Genomic DNA, 19,671 nt, shown 5'->3' on the forward strand with positions numbered 1-19,671 from the left:
CATGGAGAATTGTTGGAGGAGATAAAGAAAGACACACCACTTAGGCGTTCTTAACAATAAATCCCGAAATCCAAGTTATATTATCTGACATCGATTCCTATGTATATTGAACGAACCATTAATCCTTTGGCTCTAACTGATTTGCAACATAGGTCCAACCTTCCTCGATGCTGCGAAATACCCAACCGATATCCTCGATGGTTTCCTTAGCGCCGATACCCAAAATAAGCGTGCGCACCGCCTCCTCTGAAGCCGGTCCAACGGTCAAAGCCACCGGGAACGGTTTGATTCTCGCCAGCTCGCTCCCGATGTCGAACACGCGATCCAGTTCGTCTCCCCATTCGTACTTGAGCTCGCTCAAATCGATGACCAATCCCCAGGGAGCCCAGGCGTCCAAAACGGCCTTGCCGATGGCGCTCATGTATCTGGCATCGCTATTGCCTCTGCTGCCGAAACCGTACTCACCTTTGAAGGACAAAATCATGATGGATCGGTAACTTTCTGCGGATACTTTGCCAATGCGTACGCTGTATTCGAGCTTGCTCAGATCCTCCAGTCGCACGGAGCGGGTGTTCATCATCATTCAACAGCACTTCCCTTCTCTTGTTCAGCAATCGGGTAATCGGATACGATGACGCTGCTCCATCCAGTACGGACACGAAGGCCTGATGTGCCGGATGGGGGCAATAAGCGCGCAGCGCGTTTTGATTTTCAAATATCACCCTCAAGCCAATGGTATATCCGTGGATATTTTTCCGTTTCTTCCGTGACGTTAACGCCTGCACTCAATTCCACTATGCCGGGAATCTTTCATTAATATTCATTATAAATAGCGTATGCTCAGGCAGGCAAAACACATCTAACATGAAGCAATATCATCCAAGAACACGGGAGAGGATTTCGTTTATAATGGCAGAAACATCATTTGAAAGAAGGTGCAGCATGTGACTCGCGAAGTGCGAACCGTCGTATACGATCCCGATCTGCAGTTGGAAGCTTACCGCTTCGAGGGTATCATGCAGAAATTTCCGAACCATTTTCACGATTATTACGTGATCGGTTTCATCGAAGACGGCAAACGCCATCTGGTGTGCAACCAGGAAGAATATGTGTTAAACAGCGGCGACATCATTATTTTTAATCCCGGTGATCCGCATGCTTGCGAGCAGGTGGACGGCCGGACGCTCGACTATCGCTGCTTGAACATCGAACCGGAGGTGATGCGGCGATACGCTGCGGAAATGACCGGGCATGACGTTATGCCCCGATTCACCACGCATGTCCTTTGCCAGAACGAGCTGGTAGAAACGCTGCAAGAATTGCATGACCTGATCCTTGCGGAGCGGCAGGACTTTTGCAAAGAGGAACTGCTGCTCGTCCTTCTGGAACAATTGATCAGCGAACATTCGGACACCGAACGGACAAACGCCGAACAGGAGCAAACCGCCGAAATTACGCGCGTGTGCGCTTATATCGAATCGCATTACATGGACAGCATCGCATTAAACGAGTTGTCCGATCTGGCAAGCCTGAGCAAATATCATTTGCTGCGGCTGTTTACGCGCCAGAAAGGCATCTCCCCTTACCGATACCTGGAGACCATTCGCATCAATCACGCAAAGCGGCTGCTCGAACAGGGATTGTTCCCGATGGAAGTAGCTGCCAGGACAGGTTTTAGCGATCAAAGCCATTTTACGAATTTTTTCAAAAAACTGATCGGGCTGACGCCGCGACAATACCGGCGCATTTTCAATCACGAACAACTAGCGGTACCGCATGCAGAAAAGGCGGGCAATCCGACATGACGAAAACAACCAAAGCTTCAACCGGCCATTTGCTGGCCTTGTTTACGATGCTGGTCTGGGGCACAACGTTTATTTCCACCAAATGGCTGCTCGTGGACTTCACCCCGGTGGAGATTCTGGTGTTCCGGTTTGTGCTGGGGTACGCTGCATTGCTGTTGATCTATCCACGCTTCCAGCGGATCGCTTCTTTCCGGGAAGAGCGGCTGTTCATGGCAGCCGGGCTGTGCGGGGTTACGTTATATTTCCTGATTGAAAATGTGGCTCTGGAATATACGCTCGCCTCCAATGTAGGCGTCATCGTATCCATCGCTCCGTTCTTCACCGCGGTGATCGCACATTTCGCGCTGGACGGGGAACGATTGAACCGCAACTTTATGCTTGGATTCGGCATCGCGCTTATGGGCATTATGCTCATTTCGTTTCATGGACAAACCGTGCTGCAAATCAATCCGCTCGGTGACCTGCTTGCCTTCATTGCACCTGCGGTGTGGGCCTTCTATTCGGTCCTCATGCGAAAGATCGGCCAGCTTGGTTACCATGCCATCGGCGCAACGCGCAAAGTATTTGGCTATGGGCTGCTGTTCATGATCCCGGCGGTATGGCTGAAAGGCGTTCATCCTGATCCGGCCCGGCTGCTCGTGCCCGCTAACGCGGCCAACCTGCTATTTCTCGGTTTGGGCGCTTCCGCCCTGTGCTTTGTCACTTGGAATCGGGCGGTTCATTTGCTCGGTGCAGTGAAAACAAGCGTGTACATCTATCTCGTGCCGGTAATCACCGTGATCGCGTCTACCCTGCTGCTCCGCGAACCGTTGACCTGGGGCACCGTTCTCGGCGCACTGTTGACGCTGGTCGGATCGTATCTCTCCGAACGTCCCGCCCGTACTGGCCGAGCATCCAGGCTGAGAGCCATAAAATGAAAGAACAAGGACTCCCTCTGAGCAAAGGCGTACAAAGGAGCACAAGGAACTGCCCAACGAAGACCGAATGGGTTGGGCTGTTTCTTGGCACACGCCTCGTCAAAGAGCAAAATAGGCTAACCAGTATCCTGGCTAGCCTATTCATGCCTTTGCCGCAGTAACGACGCTTCGTACTTTTCATTTTCCGGTTAAACCTATGATCGTTTCGAACGGTCGCAGCTGCATTGGCAGCCTGCAGTCCTCGTAGTTGGTAAGCCAGATCTCCGAAAAGTCGGGATACTTCTCTTCTCCACCGAGCTCCACGATTTGTCCCGTAAGATTAATGAGTACCAGCACTTGTTGGTCTGCCAATGTACGGGTATACGCAAATACGCTTGGATGATCCGGCATAAGAAGCTCATAGGTCCCGTATATGAGCGCGTCGTGTTCTTTTCGCAGCTGAATCATTTGTTTATAAAAGTGAAGGATCGACCGTCGTTCCTGAAGCTGTTTCTCTACATTAATATCGACGTAATTGTCGTTCACCTTTAGCCACGGGATGCCCGTGGTGAACCCGGCTTGTTTGTCCGAAGACCACTGCATCGGCGTTCTGGAGTTGTCGCGGCTCGATGCCCAGATGATGTTCATGATTTCCTCATGGGACATGCCCTCTTCGCGTTTGATCTGATATAAATTCCGATCGGCTACGTCGTTATAATCATCGATGGAAGGGTAAGCCACATTCGTCATTCCAATCTCTTGCCCTTGATAAATGAAGGGCGTGCCCTGCATGAAAAAGTACATGCCTCCTAGCGCAGTGGCGCTCTCATACCAATACTCCGCATCATTCCCCCAAGACGAAACTTTGCGAGGCTGATCGTGATTTTCAATAAACAAAGCATTCCAGCCGATGCCTTCAAGCGATTTTTGCCACTTGGTCATGACGTGTTTCAATTTGGGAATGTCAAGCTGCCTGTCCGTGCTGTTGTTCCAAAGGTCCAGGTGTTCAAATTGGAAAACCATATTGAATTTGCCTCTGACTTCACAAATCCAATCCAGCAGATCTTCCTGGTCCTCTACTTTTACTCCATTCGCTTCCCCAACGGTCACCACATCATACTTGGATAACGTTTCCTCTTTCATTTCTTGCAGATAACGCTGGATTCCTTTGACGTTCATATGTTTTTCAAAAGAAGAGACGTATTTGACGCCCTCGATGTTTGGCATGTCCGGCAGGCCCTCTTCTTTATGAATATGGCTGATTGCATCGACGCGGAACCCGTCAATCCCCTTATCAAGCCACCAATTCATCATTTCATAAATGGATTTCCGAACTTCTTCATTTCCCCAGTTCAAGTCCGGCTGCTTTTTGGAGAACAGATGAAGATAGTACTGTCCCGACACCTCGTCATATTCCCATGCAGATCCGCCGAAAATGCTCTCCCAGTTGTTCGGTTCTTCCCCGTTTTTCCCGTCTCTCCAGATGTACCAGTCCCGTTTGGGGTTATCCTGCGAAGCTCTCGATTCCATAAACCACGGGTGTTCGTCGCTGGTATGATTGATCACCAGATCCATGATGAGTTTCATGCCGCGGCGGTGAACTTCGTTCAGTAATTGATCAAAGTCTTCCATCGTGCCGAATTCACCCATAATGGAACAGTAATCGCTAATGTCGTAACCATTATCGTCGTTGGGCGACTGATACATAGGACAGATCCATATCAGATCAATGCCGAGATCCTGGATATAATCCAGTTTTGAAATGATGCCCTTGATGTCGCCGATCCCATCCCCATTCGAGTCCATAAAGCTTCTTGGATAGATTTGATAAGCTACGGCTTCTTTCCACCATACTTTTTTCATTTGATGCAATCCTTCTTTCTCAACCACTAAACTTTATTTATAGTATTATGTTTCAAGCCTGGATAAGGTACATTCTCGCTTCATATGGACGCAGCTCACTCTCCGACATTTGGCCTGAATAATTGGATATTAACAGCTGATTTGTCTCTGCCAATTGTTCCTGGAGCGGGAGTTCGGCCTGTTGTCCCTGGAAGTTGCATACCACCAGGATTTTAGTTCCATTGAGCGTCCGGGTGTAAGCAAATACATCTGGATGATCCGGGAATATCAGCTCATAATCCCCATATACGATCACGTCATGATCTTTTCTTAATTGAATTAGTTTCCGGTAGTAATGGAATATGGATTCAGGGTTATTCAAATTTTCCTCAGCGTGAATGTGCTTGTAATTCGGGTTCACTTTAATCCAAGGTTCTCCTTGCGTAAAACCCGCGTTATCGGAAGCATCCCATTGCATCGGTGTTCGCGCGTTATCACGGCCCTTGGTATAGATCGACTCCATAACGTCGCGTTTAGAATATCCTTTTTCCATTCTTTCCTTATAAAAATTCAGCAATTCAATATCCCGATAATCTTCCATCGCATACTGCACATTCGTCATGCCTAATTCTTCACCCTGGTAAATGTAAGGCGTCCCTTGCATGCCATGAAGAAGCGTGGCCAACATTTTAGCCGATTCGATCCGGAATGGTCCGTCATTTCCCCAACGGGAAACGATTCGAGGCAAGTCGTGATTGTTCCAGAACAAACTGTTCCAGCCTTCCCCCTTGAGCTCTGTCTGCCACTTGGACAGCACTTTTTTTAATTCCATCACATCCAAAGGTTTAAGATCCCACTTTCCTTTCCCTTCTTGTTCATCCAGGCTGATGTGTTCGAATTGAAATACCATGGAAAACTCGCTGCCGTCCGGGTTGCTGTACCATTTTGCGATGTTCGGGGTGGCACCCCATGTTTCTCCAACGGTGAGCAGGTCTCCCGCTTTTTGAAACGTTTCCTTACTCAGTTCCCTGATGTATTTATGCAAATGAGGTCCGTTCCCCGTAATCTTCAAATCCGGCTCTTTGCCAATGAGATCAATGACGTCAAGTCGAAAACCGCCAACGCCCTTATCGATCCACCAATTGATCATATCGTAAATTTCCTGCCGGACTTTGGGGTTTTCCCAGTTGAGATCCGGCTGTTTGACCGAAAACAGATGCAAATAATATTGCCCGATCTCAGGCACCCACTGCCAAGCTGAACCACCGAATGTGGAGCCCAAGTCGTTCGGGGGCGTTCCTTCTACGCCATCTCTCCAGACATAATAGTCATGGTACGGATTGTCTTTGCTTTTTATGGCTTCCTGGAACCAGGGATGTTCATCCGAAGTATGGTTCAACACCAAATCCATAATGATCCGGATGTTGCGTTCCCCGGCTTCATGAATTAACGTTTCCATATCTTCCAAAGACCCGAACATCGGATCGATATCCTGATAATCGGAAATATCATAACCAAAGTCGTCTTGCGGAGATTTGCAAACCGGCGATAGCCAGATGGCACCGATTCCGAGTTTCTGCAAATAATCCAGCCGGGACACAATGCCCTTCAGGTCGCCGATTCCATCCCCGTTGCTATCTTGAAAGCTCCGTGGATAAATTTGATACACGACAGTCTCTTTCCACCATTTTTTATGTTCCATCGTTCATTCAACCTTTCTAACACATGTATATATTCAATTACACTAGGCCACTACGAGTGCAGCACCATCTTCCGATCGCTGTTATCCCCAGATTTTTTCGATTTCCTTTTTCAAAGGAGAAAATCCGGTGATAAAGGCGACCGCTTCGCTTCTCTAGATTGGTCCTGCCTCTCCGTTAAGATGCGTATGTTTTTTGCGGTTTTTATACTCGGTTTATCTTCATAATTTCACAGCATCTTATTATTCCTTGACCGATCCGACGACAATGCCGGTGACAAAGTATTTTTGCAGCAAGGGATAAATCAGCAGCAGCGGGATGACGGCGACTACGATTTTGGCCGCATTCAGGTTTTTGTTCGAAATTTCGGTCAGACTGCTGAGCTCGGAAGAATTGGTCCCGGCTTGCAGCAGTTCCGCAATATTCACGTTAAGGGATTGAATATAGGTCATTAGCGGATAATTGCTGACTTTGGTCATGTAGATCAAACCGCTGAAGAAGTCATTCCACGTACCGACGATACTGAATAACGCAACCGTCGCCAGCGCCGGGATGGATACGGGAACATACACTTTGAATAAGACCTGGAGCGGGTTCGCCCCATCGATGAATGCGGCTTCTTCCAGCGCTTTAGGCACGGCAGAGAAGAAATTCATCACGAGAATAACACTGAAAATAGGAACAGCCCCCGGCAGAACAAGCGACCAGATCGTATTCAGCATATCCAGGTTTTTGATCAACAGGTAGCTGGGAATCATGCCCCCGCTGAACAGCATGGCAAAAATCATAATATTCATATAAATGTTTCTGCCCTTGAATTCCCTTTTGGACTTGGATAGCGGGTATGCCATCAATATGATAAGAATCATGTTAAGGATCAGTGTAAGCACGACGCGCAGCACGGATATGCCGAAAGAACGCCAGAACTGGGCATCGTCGATAATTTTCGTATACGCTGCTGTTGTAAAATTGACCGGAATGAGGCCTACCGCATTCGCGGATACGGCCTCGCTGCTGCTGAATGAAATCGCAACGATGTTCCATAACGGAAGAAGGCAGATCAATGCCAGGAAGATGACGATGGCATAGATGACAAACCGGCCAATTCGGTCTTTTACATTTGCGGAATAGGGCACGGACGTTGCCTCCTTAAAATATTTTTCGGTCGGTATATTTTTTGGCCAATTGATTGGCGGACAAAAGCAAAACGATTCCGATCACGGATTTGAACAAGCCGACAGCCGTACCGAAGCTATACTGACGCCCGACAAGTCCGATGCGATAAACATAGGTATCCAGAATATCTCCCGACTCATAGACGACCGGGTTATACAGATTATAGATTTGATCGAAGCCGGCACTCAAAATATTGGTCAGGCTCATTACACCCATGAGGAGGATAATAGGCAGCATGCCCGGCAGGGTAATATGCCATACTTTTCTCCACCAGCTGGCCCCATCCATTCCTGCCGCTTCATACAGACCGGGATCGATCGAAGTGATGGCAGCCAAATAGACGATGGAACTGTAACCGAACTCCTTCCACACGTCCGTTCCAATAATCAGTGGCTGGAACCAGGTGTTGCTGCCAAGGAAATTAATATTTTGCAGGCCAAAAAACGCCAACATTTGATTTACGATTCCGTCCAGACTGAACATGTTGACAACGACGGACGCCAGAACGACCCAGGATAGAAAGTGCGGCAGATAAACGATCGTCTGCACGGATTTTTTGACGAATTTCAGGCGGATCTCATTTAACAAAATGGAAAAAATGATCGCCATCATCGTTCCGAGCACAATTTTGGCAATGGCAATCACCAGCGTATTGCTGATGACCTGCGCGATATCCGGCAGCTTGAACATATAAATAAAATGCTTCAACCCGACAAACTCGGAGCCGAACATGCCCTTGGCCGGTATGTAGTCCTGAAAAGCCGTAATGACGCCGACCATCGGAACATAGCTGAATACCAGCAAAAACAAAATGCCCGGCAGCATCATCATATGATACATGGCACCCGTGCCTAACCGGCCTCTTGCTTTCAAATTCCCCTGCTTCATGGATGAACCCCTTTCGTGAAGAAAGGCTGCAATCGCAGCCCTGCCATTGTTCATGGATGTTTATTTTTTCGATGCGACCTCGGCTTGTATTTCCTGAATGACTTGGTCGCCGCCTTGTTTCTTCCAATTGCTGACGAAGGTATCGAAGTAGTCCAGAGGTTCTGAACCTGTCACGATTTTGATGAACGATTCCTGCTCCAGCTTCGTCAGATTCGCCCACGTCTGTTTCATGCTTGGCGTCGTTCCGGAGAATGCAGGTGTCATCCATACGAATTTATTTTCCTCGGTCAGTTTGTCGATCAGCCCGACTCCGTTGATCCGCGAGTGATATTTCGACCAGGCCGTAACGTTATCCGTATCCATATCGCTCAAATAGGTTTTGATGCTTCCGATATTGTTTTTCGATTCGGTTGTACGAACTTGATCCAGACCGATCTCTCCTTTAATCCCGCGAACGACGTCGGAATAATCATCCAGCAGCGACGTAGCGGAGTTGACTTCGATATTAAACGGTCGGGTCGAACCGTCTACCCCGGTTTCCTGATACTTGGCGGCTTCCGGCATCGTTGTTGCGACATATTTATCATTGGCCAGTTTGTCGTAGAACAGGTTTACAATTTTGACGGCCAGTTCAGGGTGCTCATATCCTTTTCTTACCACGATGAACTGATTGGATGGATTGGCATGCGCCACGTTCACTTTACCGTTTGCATCCTCCAACGTATATGCCGTGAATTTTGCATCTTTATCCATCTGTTTCACGCTGATCAGTCCCCAGTCGGGAATATGCCATGGTCCAAAAGCGATCCCGCTTTGGCCGTTGGTGTAGAGTCCGGTAATATCATCAAACGTGCGTGTCCCGAATTGCGGGTCGATGATCCCTTTCTTGAACCAATCCGCCATGATGCCCAGCATCCGCTTCGTTTCTTCTGTTGTGGAACCATAAACGATGTTGCCGTCTTCGCCATTCATCCAATATTGCGGGAATGCGCCCTCTGTTGAGGCAACTCCCAGCATGGTATAGGCAGAAGCATTATAATCTGTTGTGTTCAGCGTATTCACAAATGGAATGCCGACCGGGTTTCCGGATTGACCAGGATCTCTTTTCAGAAATTCCAGCGCCGTTTTCTCCACTTCATCGAGCGTGAGGGCTCCGTCTCCATCGGCATCTAGTTGAATGCCCAGCAGATCCAGCCAATCTTGACGGACCCAAACCATCGCTGGTGCGGAATCCAAAGCAGTTGCCGGAAGGGCCATCAAACGTCCATCGATCGTTGCATTGTCCAAAGCGCGTCCATCATAGGAATCATAAATCTGCTTGATGTTATCCGTGGCATATTGATCGTAAACGGCCGTCAGATCCTCAATCAGATCATTATCCACCAGTTCCTTCAGCTCATCCTTGGAATCGACGCGCATCATGTCAGGCAGTTCCCCGGATGCGATGGCCAGCGAAACTTGACGGCTGTAATCTTCGCCATTAGCTTCAAATTGATCTTTAATCTGAGCGTTAAACGTGTCTTTGACCAGTCGGGTATATGCGTTATTCTCATAGGTGTCTCCGGCCGGCAGTTTCGGGTTGGCCGTAGTTACGCGACCCATGGTGACGGTGATTTCATCTTTATAAGCGCTGAACGGATCTCCCGGCGTTACCTCATATTTGCCTGCTTCCTCCGCCGTAGGAGCATCGGAGGCGCCCCCACATGCCGCAAGGGTTGTAACCATCAGCGCAGACATCGACAGCACGGCCAGGCGTTTCGTCAACCGCTCGCTTTTCATGGACCATTTTGTTCTCATCGCATTCGATTCCCCTTCGTTCTGAATGTTTATTGTTGTTTGCGCTTTCATTATAAAATAAAGAGAAGACTCATCGAGATAGGGATTGAACGTCTGTTTGGATAGAAAAATGGTTACAGTTTCAACCGGAATCCCTGAAACAGCGGTTCACTTGTGAACATTTATCCTACCTACTGACATACAATCGTCTATCCATGCGATTCGTCAGTCAAAAAACAAAAACCGGCAGCTCCTGAAACAGGAATCTGACGGCGTTCAACGATCATCGTGGGATTTGGTCACCCAGCCCGCTTCCTTGACCTTTATATTCGTTTTTTTCGTCTATATAAACCGCACTAATCATTTTCACTAGGGCACTGCGAGTGCAGTACCATCTTCCGATCGCTGTTATCCCCAGATTTTTGGGATTCCCCTTTTCTAAGGGGAAAATCCGGTGATAAGCCTATGCTTCCGATGCAGCTTTCTTTCAGAAAGCTTTTAGAACGCTTTGCTTCTCCAGATTGGTTCTGCCTCTCCGTTAATGTGTGTTTGTTTTTTGCGGTTTATATAGATCGTCGGTCATCTGGAAGAGGTTTGCTGTTTATCCCCTCTCCCGGCCTGCCGATATTCGCTTGGCAGCATGCCTGTCAGTTCGCGAAACATGCGGCTGAAATATTTTTCATCCGTATAGCCTACCCGCTCTGCAATCCAAAAAATCGTATTATTCGTATTCAGTAAATACTCTTTAGACTTCTTTATTCGTATGAATCGGGAGTACTCATTAAAGGTTTTCCCCATCAGATCCTTGAAACATTGGCTGAAGTAGCTTCGGCTGATGTTGAGCTGTTGGGAGAGGCCGGAAGCTGTATAAGCCTGGTCCAAATTATGCTGCACGATCATCACCGCTTTTTTCACGGCATCGATGATCTCCTGTGAATACGAAGTCTGTTCATCGGCCTTTCGAATGCCTGAAGCGGTCTGTTTGATCCAAGCCTCTACCTCGTGCCAGGACTGGAAAGAATGGATCATGGAGATTCTTCCAAGCGTCGTTTGGGCAAAAAGGCGGTTCCACTCCATAACGATCGAGTACAGCAATCCCATCAGCTGGCCTCGATGCAATCGCAATGATTTGAACTGTTCAATCAGTTGGTTATAGTAACCGTCATGGTGGGTCCAAGGGGTTTGGAACCAACTTTGCTTAATCCGATCGATGTCCTCATCCCTCGGTTCTTCAGGAAAGGTGTCTTCCTCATTCATTGAAACGGCAATGACCGGGTCATCCGGATTGTAGGCATAGAATAAAGACGTCTCTGTAAAATTCATAATCCAGTTCTGGATTTGCGACCACGTTCGTTCCTGGATATCGGATATAACCAGCAGCGTACCTTGAGGAACTTGATTGAGGGATTGCTGCAATTGTTGAAACAGTTGATCCTCTCTGTGTTCAGGTGCCGCCCACATCCAGCTATTCCGCTCAACCTCCCACCTGATTTCATCTCCATGGGCAGTCAGTTCCAACGGCCACCGCTGCTCGGACTTGCGATCCAGCGAAACCAGTGCGTATACCTTCCTGTAATGAACGTTGAGTTCATGCAGCGGAGGCAGCTTTCGATTTGTTTTCGCCAGCTCGTCCATTCGGGAATGGATGCGGTGCAAAACATGTTCGAACTGCTCTTTCTCAAGCTGAACCTTGGCTATATAGTCGATGGCTCCCAGCCTGAGCGCTTCCTGGATATAATCAAAATCCTGATGCAGCGTCAACACGACGATATGCAGCTCCGGATAAAGCTGCCTTGCAGCTCGCATCAGTTCAATTCCCGACATCACCGGCATCGCCAAATCCGTCAGCATCAGGTCGACCGGCTGGGATTTCAGGAAATCCAGCGCCTTCGACCCGTTGCTGGCTTCTCCGACAACCTCCATGTTGAACTCGCTCCACGGCATCGCAGAGCTTATGCCTTTGCGTACCAGCTTATCGTCATCCACAATCAATACCTTAATCATGCCGAGATCTCTTCTCCTTTAATAGGCAGTATGAGCAATATGCTTGTCCCTGTTCCCAATTCACTCTCAATCACCAGTCGTGCCTGATCCCCGTACTGTGCCTGCAGCATGCGGTGGACATAGTTGAGTCCGATGCCCATTCCTACTTTTTGTTGTTCAGCCACACGATTGTTCAGCAGTTTATGAATGGCCTCCTCCGTCATGCCTGCTCCGTTGTCTTGGATCATAATGTTCAACGTTGCCGTACGCGTAACTTCAATTTGAATAAAACCTTCGTCGCTCAATCCATGATAAAGCGAATTTTCAACCAGCGGTTGCAAAATAAAACGGGGTACAGGGATTTGAAGGACTTGTTCATCCGCGGTAATGCGGACGTCGAATTCAAAGTCATACCGAATCTGCTGCAAAATCAGATACTGTCTTAGCGCATCGATCTCCTCTTCCATCGTGGACACTTGCCCTAATTTGCCCAAATTGTAATAGAGCAGCTTGTTCAAAGACTGCACCAGCTTGTCGATCTCTCCTTGTCCGTTCATGACGGCCAGCCAGTGCACCGTATCCAGCGTGTTCATCAGAAAATGCGGATTGATCTGATAAAGCAGCTTTTCCACTTCCAGATCGGCACGTATTTTCTCTTTCTGCTGCACTTCCTTGAAGAGGGCCCGGATTTGATGCTGCATATTCGAAAATTCACCGAGCAGAAAATCAAATTCGGGAATCTGCGTGCGAGCCTGGCTGCCTGTCGTTTGCGGATTTTTAGACATACCGTTGATCTCCGAATGGAACAGGCCAAGCGGTTTGTAGACCATCTTCCACAGCAGCCAAGCAAGAAAGACGGTAAAGCCGAGGAAAAATAAAGCGACCAGCAATATTTGAAGCAGCCACTGGTTCTTCTCCTGTTGATACTGAGCCTGCGAAATGACGGATACGACGCTCCATTTCTGCGAGGAATCCTCCTTGAACCAATGATAACCACGGGATATTCCGTCTTTGGCCGCCCCTTCCGACAAGCTGGAGAAATTTTCTCCGACTCTCATGACTTCCGGTATTTCACTATAAACGATGTTACCCTCCCCATTCAGGATCAAATGCGATAAAGCACCTTTGTATTGGTTGTAGCCAAGCGTTTCCTGTGTCAGGCGAAAGCCGGATTCCACGTATATATATACATCGTCCCTTTGAGGCAGTTGTACTTTCCGCATCGCAGATAGAACAAGCTGATCATCGAATCGGTTCATGCTGGTATGAGGACCATAGTACGCAATGCCATATGATTTGAAAAGTACGGGCAGAGACTCGGGAGCAAAACGATCTTTGATCGGAAAGTTGCCGAACTGGGTCGTGCCTTCTTTCTGAAAGTAATACAAGGTCAAGCCGATATTCGGATTCGTAAACGTAACGACGTTCAGCTCACTCTTTAAGGCATCTCTGGCCTCGATCAATTCGAAAATGTCGGCGGAAGGCTTCAAAAATTCATCCAATTTTTTGCCCAAAGTTCCGCTATAGGACAACTGCTGTGTGACATGATTCATATTCGTGATCGAATTCTCCAGCGATGACGTCACCTGCTGCAGATTGCTGCGGATGCCATCATCGATTTTATTGGCGAAAATGGAATCAATGGCGTAGTAAGAAATCGCGAATATGCTGATAAAAGGGATAAACGCACTGAGAAAAAACAATAAAAAAATTCTTTTTTTAAGTGTCATGTCGGCCTGCTCTCTCTCCTTATAAAAATGAAACAGCAAGCTCCTGGTTATGGAAGCTTGCTGTTTATATCCATACAGCTGTACCGATTATCGTTTTCCCCGTAGGCATCGGCCTACTTGAAGCTTGTCGGCATCTCAATCCATTCAGGCAGAAAAAACCAGGGACCCTTTTATCTCCGGCCGTCCAAGTCCAATTTCTTTTCATAATTATAGATCGATATTCAAATATGTCAAACGCTTTCATACGTGCTGGGAGTTAAATCGATATTGAATCGTAATACAGAAAAAAATGTTACGGAATGAATCGCTTAACAATGACGAAAAAACCTTTGCTGATTCTCATCAGCAAAGGTTCTCTGTTTCAACATATCTGTACTTCCCCGAAATCCATGTGCTTCAAACGGCTTAATGCGTGAAGTTTGTACCCGGAATGGACTGGATCGGCGCAGGAGCAAACCCGTTTTGGATTTGCGTCATGTCCTGCTGAGCCAGCTGAGGGACTTGATAAAAACCGCGTTTATTTTGATAGATCGAGATTTCATAGGCCATTTCGATGCAATTCGGCAGCGAATCGGCCAGGACGCGGCGTACAACCGGGTTTGTGGTTTCCATCGCTGCCGTCGTTTTCATGACGGCTCCTGATTTGACCGCATTCAGCATGCAATTGGAAATGGTTTGGTCACAAATTTCCGATGCCGACTGCATAGGTTTTCTCGGCTGGCTTGGTTTCATGCCAAAAATAAAATCATTGCCTTGTTTCATTTTGTAGCTTTGCGTTTCTTTGGATGGATTCTGACCGGATTTGAAACAATCCAATGTAATATTGTATTCATCGGCGATGAATTGTTTTTGACGTTGTAAAATGTCCTTCAATTCAGGATCTTGCACGTGTTCGCTCAGCAAGGTATACGTGTTCAGCGTATTGATCGCTCCGCTAAGCACCTCCTGAACGTCAAACATCTCGTGGCCGCCATGATTCAGTTGTGGGGGAACCGTTCCTGTGTGCATGTTTTGATGGTTTTGGTTTTGCAGTTGCATTCGCGCATTGCCTCCTGTTTTTTGGTCGATTAGCTGCACAAGGAACAGTGTTAGGTCCGGATTTTACCTTTGGCCATCACCTGTTCCTTATTTGTCAGTCCACCGATATTATGAGCATCCTGACTTTAACTATTCGGAATAAATATTGGTATTGCATGGAACCAGGATCCTTCCAGATGAGGATGCAATCAGCCAATAGGATTCGCTGAGGCCATCAAATGATGCGCAAAGAACGTTGAAATTGGGCAATATCTTCATAGATGGCAGGGTATTCGGGCAGCTCCGGAATGTCCATAACGGGTTTCTTATTGTCTTTGATGGAGTTTGCAAGCCTTTCGAAATAGCGACCGTACTCCATTGTCCGTGCCTCCGGCATCGGTTCCCCGGCAGGATGGCGGGACGCTGCCAGCAGCATGTATCCGAGATGCAAACAGTCCCCCACGGCCGGCCAAAGGCTCGTGATCTTTGCATCCCTGCTGATCGACTCGGCAAACGCACTGTCATAAACCGAGCGAAGCCGTAGCAGGGCGTGTTGAAGCTCCTGTCGTTTGGACTCTTTAAGCTCTGCACGTTCACTCTTCAACATGGCAATCAAGGCTTCCCCTTCCTTCGCAACGGCATCCGACAATACGGCAAGCAGTCGTCTGGAATAAATCTTCCTCCATAACAGCGTTGTTCCGACGATGGCCACGAAGCTCCCGATGATGATATCGACGATTCGAGCAGATATGAAATACCCGCTGGTCAGCGCCGGATTAATCGTCGTTCCGATCAGCAACGTACTGGGGGTGATGAAAATAACCGCCAACGAGTAATTTCGGGCATAGATCAGTTCGACAATAAATTGAAGCCCGGCCAACGTTAACGGAACCCATACCCCCTGAGGTTTCAGCCATAACAAGGCCGCACCGACCAAAATGCCAATCATCGTGCCCGCGGAACGCTGAATCCCCCGATGCAGACTGCTGACGTAAGTTCCCCCACCCATGACTGCAGCCGCAGATAAAGGAACCCAATACGAACGGTTCAAATGAAAACCATAGGCAATAGCCGCTGAAATCAAAAGCACGATTCCATAGCGGAGAGCGGCATAGTGCAAATGGGATTGCTTGTTGAACGCGTTTTGGAAATTGTCACGGAAACGGAAATCGATATTCGCAGCGGGCTTAGGGGAAAGAACCGAATGAGTTGTATCGCAGTTCATCTCAACCGCGGACTTCACGTTTGAATATAATGCGATAAGCGAAGCACTGCTTCCCTCCTCGGGCATTCGGACGTCGAAATGCTTCTCGCTGTTGTTCTGATGGAGCTGATTGCCTATGATCCGCAGCGTTTCAGCGAGTTGATCTTCGATCTCGTGTTTCGGCTCCAGCGAAACATCGAGAATCGAAAGGAATATTACGCCGGCTTGCGCGTTCAATCTTTTCCATTTTTCCAAAGCGCGTGTGTTATCTTTCCGTTTTCCAAAAACATAGGAATGGGACAATGTCCGATCCGCCTGTTTCATGAGAAACGCCGCCTGATGCTGCCGCTCTGTATAATGATCCGTTCCGATGGAGGACAGCAGATTCGACAGGCTATGATAGACGGCAGAGACCGCCTTGGTCTCGGCAGCGTAAGGCTTTACGAGCACTCCCGCCATTCCGACGATCCAGGCAAAAATCGCCCCGCACAATACGCACAGCACATTGGGGCCCAAAGCACTCGGTTCATGCGGCATGGAGGTGCCAATCGAATAAGCGAGAACAAAAAACATGCCGCCAGGGCCGGCCATCTGAAAACGTTGAAACAGAAACGTGGCCAGCCCTCCGATCACCCCAAACATGAGCACCATAAACATGTCATTATAGGAGCTTAACACGCCAAGCGCAAATGAAGCGGTTAATCCAAGCGCAACCCAGAATAATCTTGCCGCTCGCTGGGAATAGGTTTCATTAGTTACATAAAGAAAGGTGAAACCTCCGACGGATGCCAATATGCCGAGGGCAGGGTCTCCGATCAAAAAACCGGTCAACGAGGGAATGCCCACACTGATCGCAGAGCCGACTCCCCTGAACCAGTTTAACGGGCTAGGTTTGATTCGAAAGGCTTCTTTAACCGTTGTTTTCTTCGGAAAATGATGCTTTGCCCGCCTTCTGTTGTCATGAGTCTGTTGATGATCCATCTTACCAACCTCTGTTTCAAGCTAATTTTGGGTATGGGCTATCGCATTTTTTTCGATGCGGGATAATACATGGCTGAACATGGTTAATTCATCCTCCGTAATCCCTTCCAATACTTGACCGAAAACCTGTTCCAAATCCTTTTCGACCTCGTTTCTTAATTTCGTGCCATCTTCTGTAATGAAAATCAAATATGAACGACGGTCCTGACGATTGGTTTGGCGAACGATCAGCCGATTCCTCTCCAGGTTATCCAGTATTTTTGCCAAGGTGGCAGGGTCCTTATCCGCAATGACAGCCAGCTCTTTTTGTGTAATGCCTTCATGCTCAAACACCCTCTTCAATACCGTCCACTGTTCGGGCGTAATGGAAAAACGCTTTAAATGGCCTGTAAGAAAACGAAGAATCGCTCTGCTTGTTTTCGTTAAGGCGTATCCATATAATTCTTCGGAGCTAAGATTCATAAGTGTCTCCACCCTCAAAATTGATTAGTGTACATATAATTCGTATACATATTAATTTTAGAATTTATCGTGAGAAAAAGCAAATATTGCACTAAGCGGATCAAAAAAAATCTGGGGTTAACCGCGATCGGACGATGGTTCCGACCACGTAGTAGCTCCGTGTAAAAATAATTCGTTCAACTTATATCGTTTCTTTTTTGGATGCTGCTGTTATTATGAATGTATATCCTGAATTTGATTGGATTGGGTACAGGAGTAATTGCATATCAGACTAGTGGACGGTCACAGGAGGCGATGAGGATGATTAGAGGATTAACGAAGGCAGGTTTGGGAAAGATCGAGTCGGATGAACAGTATATTACAAATGCAGCAAAGCACGGTTTCCAGTCCGTAGATTTGAATCCGCTCTCATTGGTTCGACAATATGGCAAGGAACAGGCCGCACACCTGTTGGAAAGCAATCAGATCATCATCGGTTCATCGGATTTGACGGTGGACTGGAGAAACTCGGAACAGCAATTTCGCGAAGGCCTTCCATCTCTGGTTGAAATGGCCGAAGCCTCTGCTGCGCTGAATTGTTTCAACTGCTGCACCTATGTTTTACCTTCGACGGACCAGCCGGCGGCGCCATTTATGGCAGCGGCTACAAGAAGATTGAGACTTTGCGCCGATATTTTGGGCGCCTACGGTATTCGGCTCGGGCTGGAGTTCGTGGGCTGCCATCATTTGCGGACCCAATGGAAAAATCCGTTTATTTGGAGTGTGGAGCATACCCTGGACTGGATCGATGCCATTCACGTTCCCAACGTAGGCTTGTTGGTAGACTCCTATCATTGGCATACGAACGGTTTACGGATCGAAGAGGTGCTGAATTTGAAAAAGGAGCAGATTGTTCACGTTCATATCAATGATGCCTACGATTTGCCGATTGAACAATTGCTTGATCATGAACGCTTATATCCCGGCGAGGGGGTCATCGATTTGAAGGGCTTCCTGAAAAATTTGCAGGCCATTGGTTACACGGGCGTTGTAGCCCAAGAAGTGCTGGCGCCTGCACCGACCCTTGCTTCAAGCGAACTGTTCGCCAAATCGAAAGCGGGTTTTGATCGCGTGTTCGAAGCTTTGTAACGGATGGAGTAATGAAAGAACTGCAAACAAGCCGGGAACCAAGGTTTCCGGCTTGTTCTGCGAAGAAGTCCATTGTAGTTTGTTTACATTAACCGCAATTCTTAACGTTCAAACATCATCGAACGGGTTTCTCTTTCGAATAATAACAAAGAATAATCATTCAGGGTCGGAACGTCCCCATGAAATTCGATCGGCAATACCACATAGCTGGATTGAAAGTAATCGGCTCCGTTCCAGCGATCGGAAAAGTACAGGAATTCCTGCTCCGACCGCTTCAGTACAAAGGCGGGCTGGGTATGGTACGTCGTTTCGTCCCCGAAATCGCTAAGCATGCTCCACGGACCCTCCATGGAGTGGGCCATCGCATATTTCCCTTGATTCGGCTCCCAACCCGTGCAAAAAGAGGTGAGCATATAATACTTCCCATTTCGCTTGAAGACGGCAGGCGCTTCCCGGTACTCACCCTGCCATAGCTTCCCGACAAGACATTCAACATTAAGGTAATCATCCTGCAGCCGATAAACATGAAGATCCGCATTGTCTCTGGCAGCCGAAATAAAATAGGCAGTACCGTCATCATCCTGAAAAAGGGTGCAGTCCCGCGACATATACCCAAAGGGATTAAAGCTGCCATGATACACGAAATGGCCATCGGGAGAATCGGATGTGGCAATGGCGCATGCAGCGTCGTTGTAATCGTTCCCGTTTTCATAGTGAACCCAGAGAACAAATTTCTTTGTCGCCGGATTAAAGAGCACCTTAGGCCGTTCCAGATTGACTTTTCCCCCCTTGTCGTTCACTAATCCCAGATTCGTTCGGACTCTAATCGGCGCAACCGGAGTCGAAGTCGTAAGGACATGATTTCGAAACTCCCAGTTGAATAGATCTTTGGAACGATAACAGCTAACATACATATCGCCTCTGCGGTCTTCGCCGTACCAGTAATAAAAATCGTCATGGAACAAGATATGTCCGCCATGGGCATGGATCGGCTCACCGTTTATATCATTCCAAATGCTGCCATTGGTTAGTCTAGTATTCACGCCGCTGCCTCCCTTCTATTTCACTTCATGTTTTAGGAAA

16 protein-coding genes are annotated in these 19,671 nt (G+C 47.9%); 3 read left to right on the forward strand and 13 right to left on the reverse strand.

The window, feature by feature from the left end; translation table 11 throughout:
- Nucleotides 1-118: 118 nt before the first annotated feature.
- Both SNR34_RS19280 and SNR34_RS19285 read right to left on the reverse strand, forming a co-directional pair.
- Complete coding sequence (locus SNR34_RS19280) at nt 119-562, reverse strand: hypothetical protein (RefSeq protein WP_486179967.1); 444 nt, start codon at nt 560-562, stop codon at nt 119-121.
- Nucleotides 462-785, reverse strand: coding sequence for a Dabb family protein (locus tag SNR34_RS19285; protein ID WP_486179968.1), 324 nt, complete (start codon nt 783-785; stop codon nt 462-464). The genes SNR34_RS19280 and SNR34_RS19285 overlap by 101 nt, the downstream gene beginning before the upstream one ends.
- 159 nt (nt 786-944) lie before the next feature.
- Between SNR34_RS19285 and SNR34_RS19290 the strand changes: the two genes are divergently transcribed.
- On the forward strand, nt 945-1,805 hold the full coding sequence (locus SNR34_RS19290; protein WP_486179969.1) for an AraC family ligand binding domain-containing protein: 861 nt from the start codon (nt 945-947) through the stop codon (nt 1,803-1,805).
- Complete coding sequence (locus SNR34_RS19295) at nt 1,802-2,722, forward strand: DMT family transporter (protein ID WP_486179970.1); 921 nt, start codon at nt 1,802-1,804, stop codon at nt 2,720-2,722. Before SNR34_RS19290 ends, SNR34_RS19295 begins: the two co-directional genes overlap by 4 nt.
- Nucleotides 2,723-2,899: 177 nt before the next feature.
- Here SNR34_RS19295 and SNR34_RS19300 read toward each other — a convergent pair whose 3' ends face one another.
- From SNR34_RS19300 to SNR34_RS19345, 10 genes are all read right to left on the reverse strand, one after another.
- The gene (locus tag SNR34_RS19300) at nt 2,900-4,564 is read right to left on the reverse strand and encodes a glycoside hydrolase family 13 protein (protein WP_486179971.1); all 1,665 of its coding nucleotides are present in this window, start codon (nt 4,562-4,564) and stop codon (nt 2,900-2,902) included.
- A gap of 52 nt (nt 4,565-4,616) precedes the next feature.
- Nucleotides 4,617-6,245 carry a glycoside hydrolase family 13 protein gene (locus SNR34_RS19305; protein WP_486179972.1) on the reverse strand — a complete coding sequence of 543 codons (1,629 nt, stop codon included), beginning with the start codon at nt 6,243-6,245 and terminating at the stop codon, nt 4,617-4,619.
- 240 nt (nt 6,246-6,485) lie between these two features.
- Complete coding sequence (locus SNR34_RS19310) at nt 6,486-7,379, reverse strand: carbohydrate ABC transporter permease (protein WP_236412094.1); 894 nt, start codon at nt 7,377-7,379, stop codon at nt 6,486-6,488.
- Between the two features lie 13 nt (nt 7,380-7,392).
- Nucleotides 7,393-8,307 (reverse strand): ABC transporter permease, encoded by a 915-nt coding sequence (locus SNR34_RS19315; protein WP_236412092.1) that lies wholly within the window; start codon nt 8,305-8,307, stop codon nt 7,393-7,395.
- A 60-nt stretch (nt 8,308-8,367) separates the two neighbouring features.
- The gene (locus SNR34_RS19320; RefSeq protein ID WP_486179973.1) at nt 8,368-10,104 is read right to left on the reverse strand and encodes a type 2 periplasmic-binding domain-containing protein; all 1,737 of its coding nucleotides are present in this window, start codon (nt 10,102-10,104) and stop codon (nt 8,368-8,370) included.
- Nucleotides 10,105-10,662: 558 nt separating this feature from the next.
- A complete protein-coding gene (locus SNR34_RS19325; RefSeq protein WP_486179974.1) occupies nt 10,663-12,087 on the reverse strand; it encodes a response regulator in 1,425 nt (474 codons plus the stop codon).
- On the reverse strand, nt 12,084-13,796 hold the full coding sequence (locus SNR34_RS19330; RefSeq protein ID WP_486179975.1) for a sensor histidine kinase: 1,713 nt from the start codon (nt 13,794-13,796) through the stop codon (nt 12,084-12,086). Before SNR34_RS19330 ends, SNR34_RS19325 begins: the two co-directional genes overlap by 4 nt.
- Before the next feature lie 405 nt (nt 13,797-14,201).
- Nucleotides 14,202-14,834: a spore coat protein gene (locus tag SNR34_RS19335; RefSeq protein WP_343260102.1), complete on the reverse strand. Its 633-nt coding sequence runs from the start codon at nt 14,832-14,834 to the stop codon at nt 14,202-14,204.
- 214 nt (nt 14,835-15,048) lie between these two features.
- A complete protein-coding gene (locus SNR34_RS19340) occupies nt 15,049-16,998 on the reverse strand; it encodes an FUSC family protein (protein ID WP_486179976.1) in 1,950 nt (649 codons plus the stop codon).
- Nucleotides 16,999-17,019: 21 nt separating this feature from the next.
- A complete protein-coding gene (locus SNR34_RS19345) occupies nt 17,020-17,460 on the reverse strand; it encodes a MarR family winged helix-turn-helix transcriptional regulator (protein ID WP_486179977.1) in 441 nt (146 codons plus the stop codon).
- Between the two features lie 300 nt (nt 17,461-17,760).
- Here SNR34_RS19345 and SNR34_RS19350 point away from each other — a divergent pair, with 300 nt between their 5' ends.
- Nucleotides 17,761-18,588 (forward strand): sugar phosphate isomerase/epimerase family protein, encoded by an 828-nt coding sequence (locus SNR34_RS19350; RefSeq protein WP_236412070.1) that lies wholly within the window; start codon nt 17,761-17,763, stop codon nt 18,586-18,588.
- Nucleotides 18,589-18,689: 101 nt separating this feature from the next.
- On the opposite strand, the gene SNR34_RS19355 is transcribed toward SNR34_RS19350, so the two are convergent.
- Nucleotides 18,690-19,631: a family 43 glycosylhydrolase gene (locus tag SNR34_RS19355; RefSeq protein WP_486179978.1), complete on the reverse strand. Its 942-nt coding sequence runs from the start codon at nt 19,629-19,631 to the stop codon at nt 18,690-18,692.
- Nucleotides 19,632-19,671 lie beyond the last annotated feature (40 nt).

It is taken from the genome of Paenibacillus sp. XP01, from assembly GCF_057364885.1.

Bases quoted from the DNA above. Each gene is read 5' to 3' on its own strand.
- SNR34_RS19295 (WP_486179970.1), top strand. From the start codon at position 1,802: ATGACGAAAACAACCAAAGCTTCAACCGGCCATTTGCTGGCCTTGTTT.
- SNR34_RS19300 (WP_486179971.1), bottom strand. From the start codon at position 4,564: ATGAAAAAAGTATGGTGGAAAGAAGCCGTAGCTTATCAAATCTATCCA.
- SNR34_RS19305 (WP_486179972.1), bottom strand. From the start codon at position 6,245: ATGGAACATAAAAAATGGTGGAAAGAGACTGTCGTGTATCAAATTTAT.
- SNR34_RS19315 (WP_236412092.1), bottom strand. From the start codon at position 8,307: ATGAAGCAGGGGAATTTGAAAGCAAGAGGCCGGTTAGGCACGGGTGCC.
- SNR34_RS19320 (WP_486179973.1), bottom strand. From the start codon at position 10,104: ATGAGAACAAAATGGTCCATGAAAAGCGAGCGGTTGACGAAACGCCTG.
- SNR34_RS19325 (WP_486179974.1), bottom strand. From the start codon at position 12,087: ATGATTAAGGTATTGATTGTGGATGACGATAAGCTGGTACGCAAAGGC.
- SNR34_RS19330 (WP_486179975.1), bottom strand. From the start codon at position 13,796: ATGACACTTAAAAAAAGAATTTTTTTATTGTTTTTTCTCAGTGCGTTT.
- SNR34_RS19335 (WP_343260102.1), bottom strand. From the start codon at position 14,834: ATGCAACTGCAAAACCAAAACCATCAAAACATGCACACAGGAACGGTT.
- SNR34_RS19340 (WP_486179976.1), bottom strand. From the start codon at position 16,998: ATGGATCATCAACAGACTCATGACAACAGAAGGCGGGCAAAGCATCAT.
- SNR34_RS19345 (WP_486179977.1), bottom strand. From the start codon at position 17,460: ATGAATCTTAGCTCCGAAGAATTATATGGATACGCCTTAACGAAAACA.
- SNR34_RS19350 (WP_236412070.1), top strand. From the start codon at position 17,761: ATGATTAGAGGATTAACGAAGGCAGGTTTGGGAAAGATCGAGTCGGAT.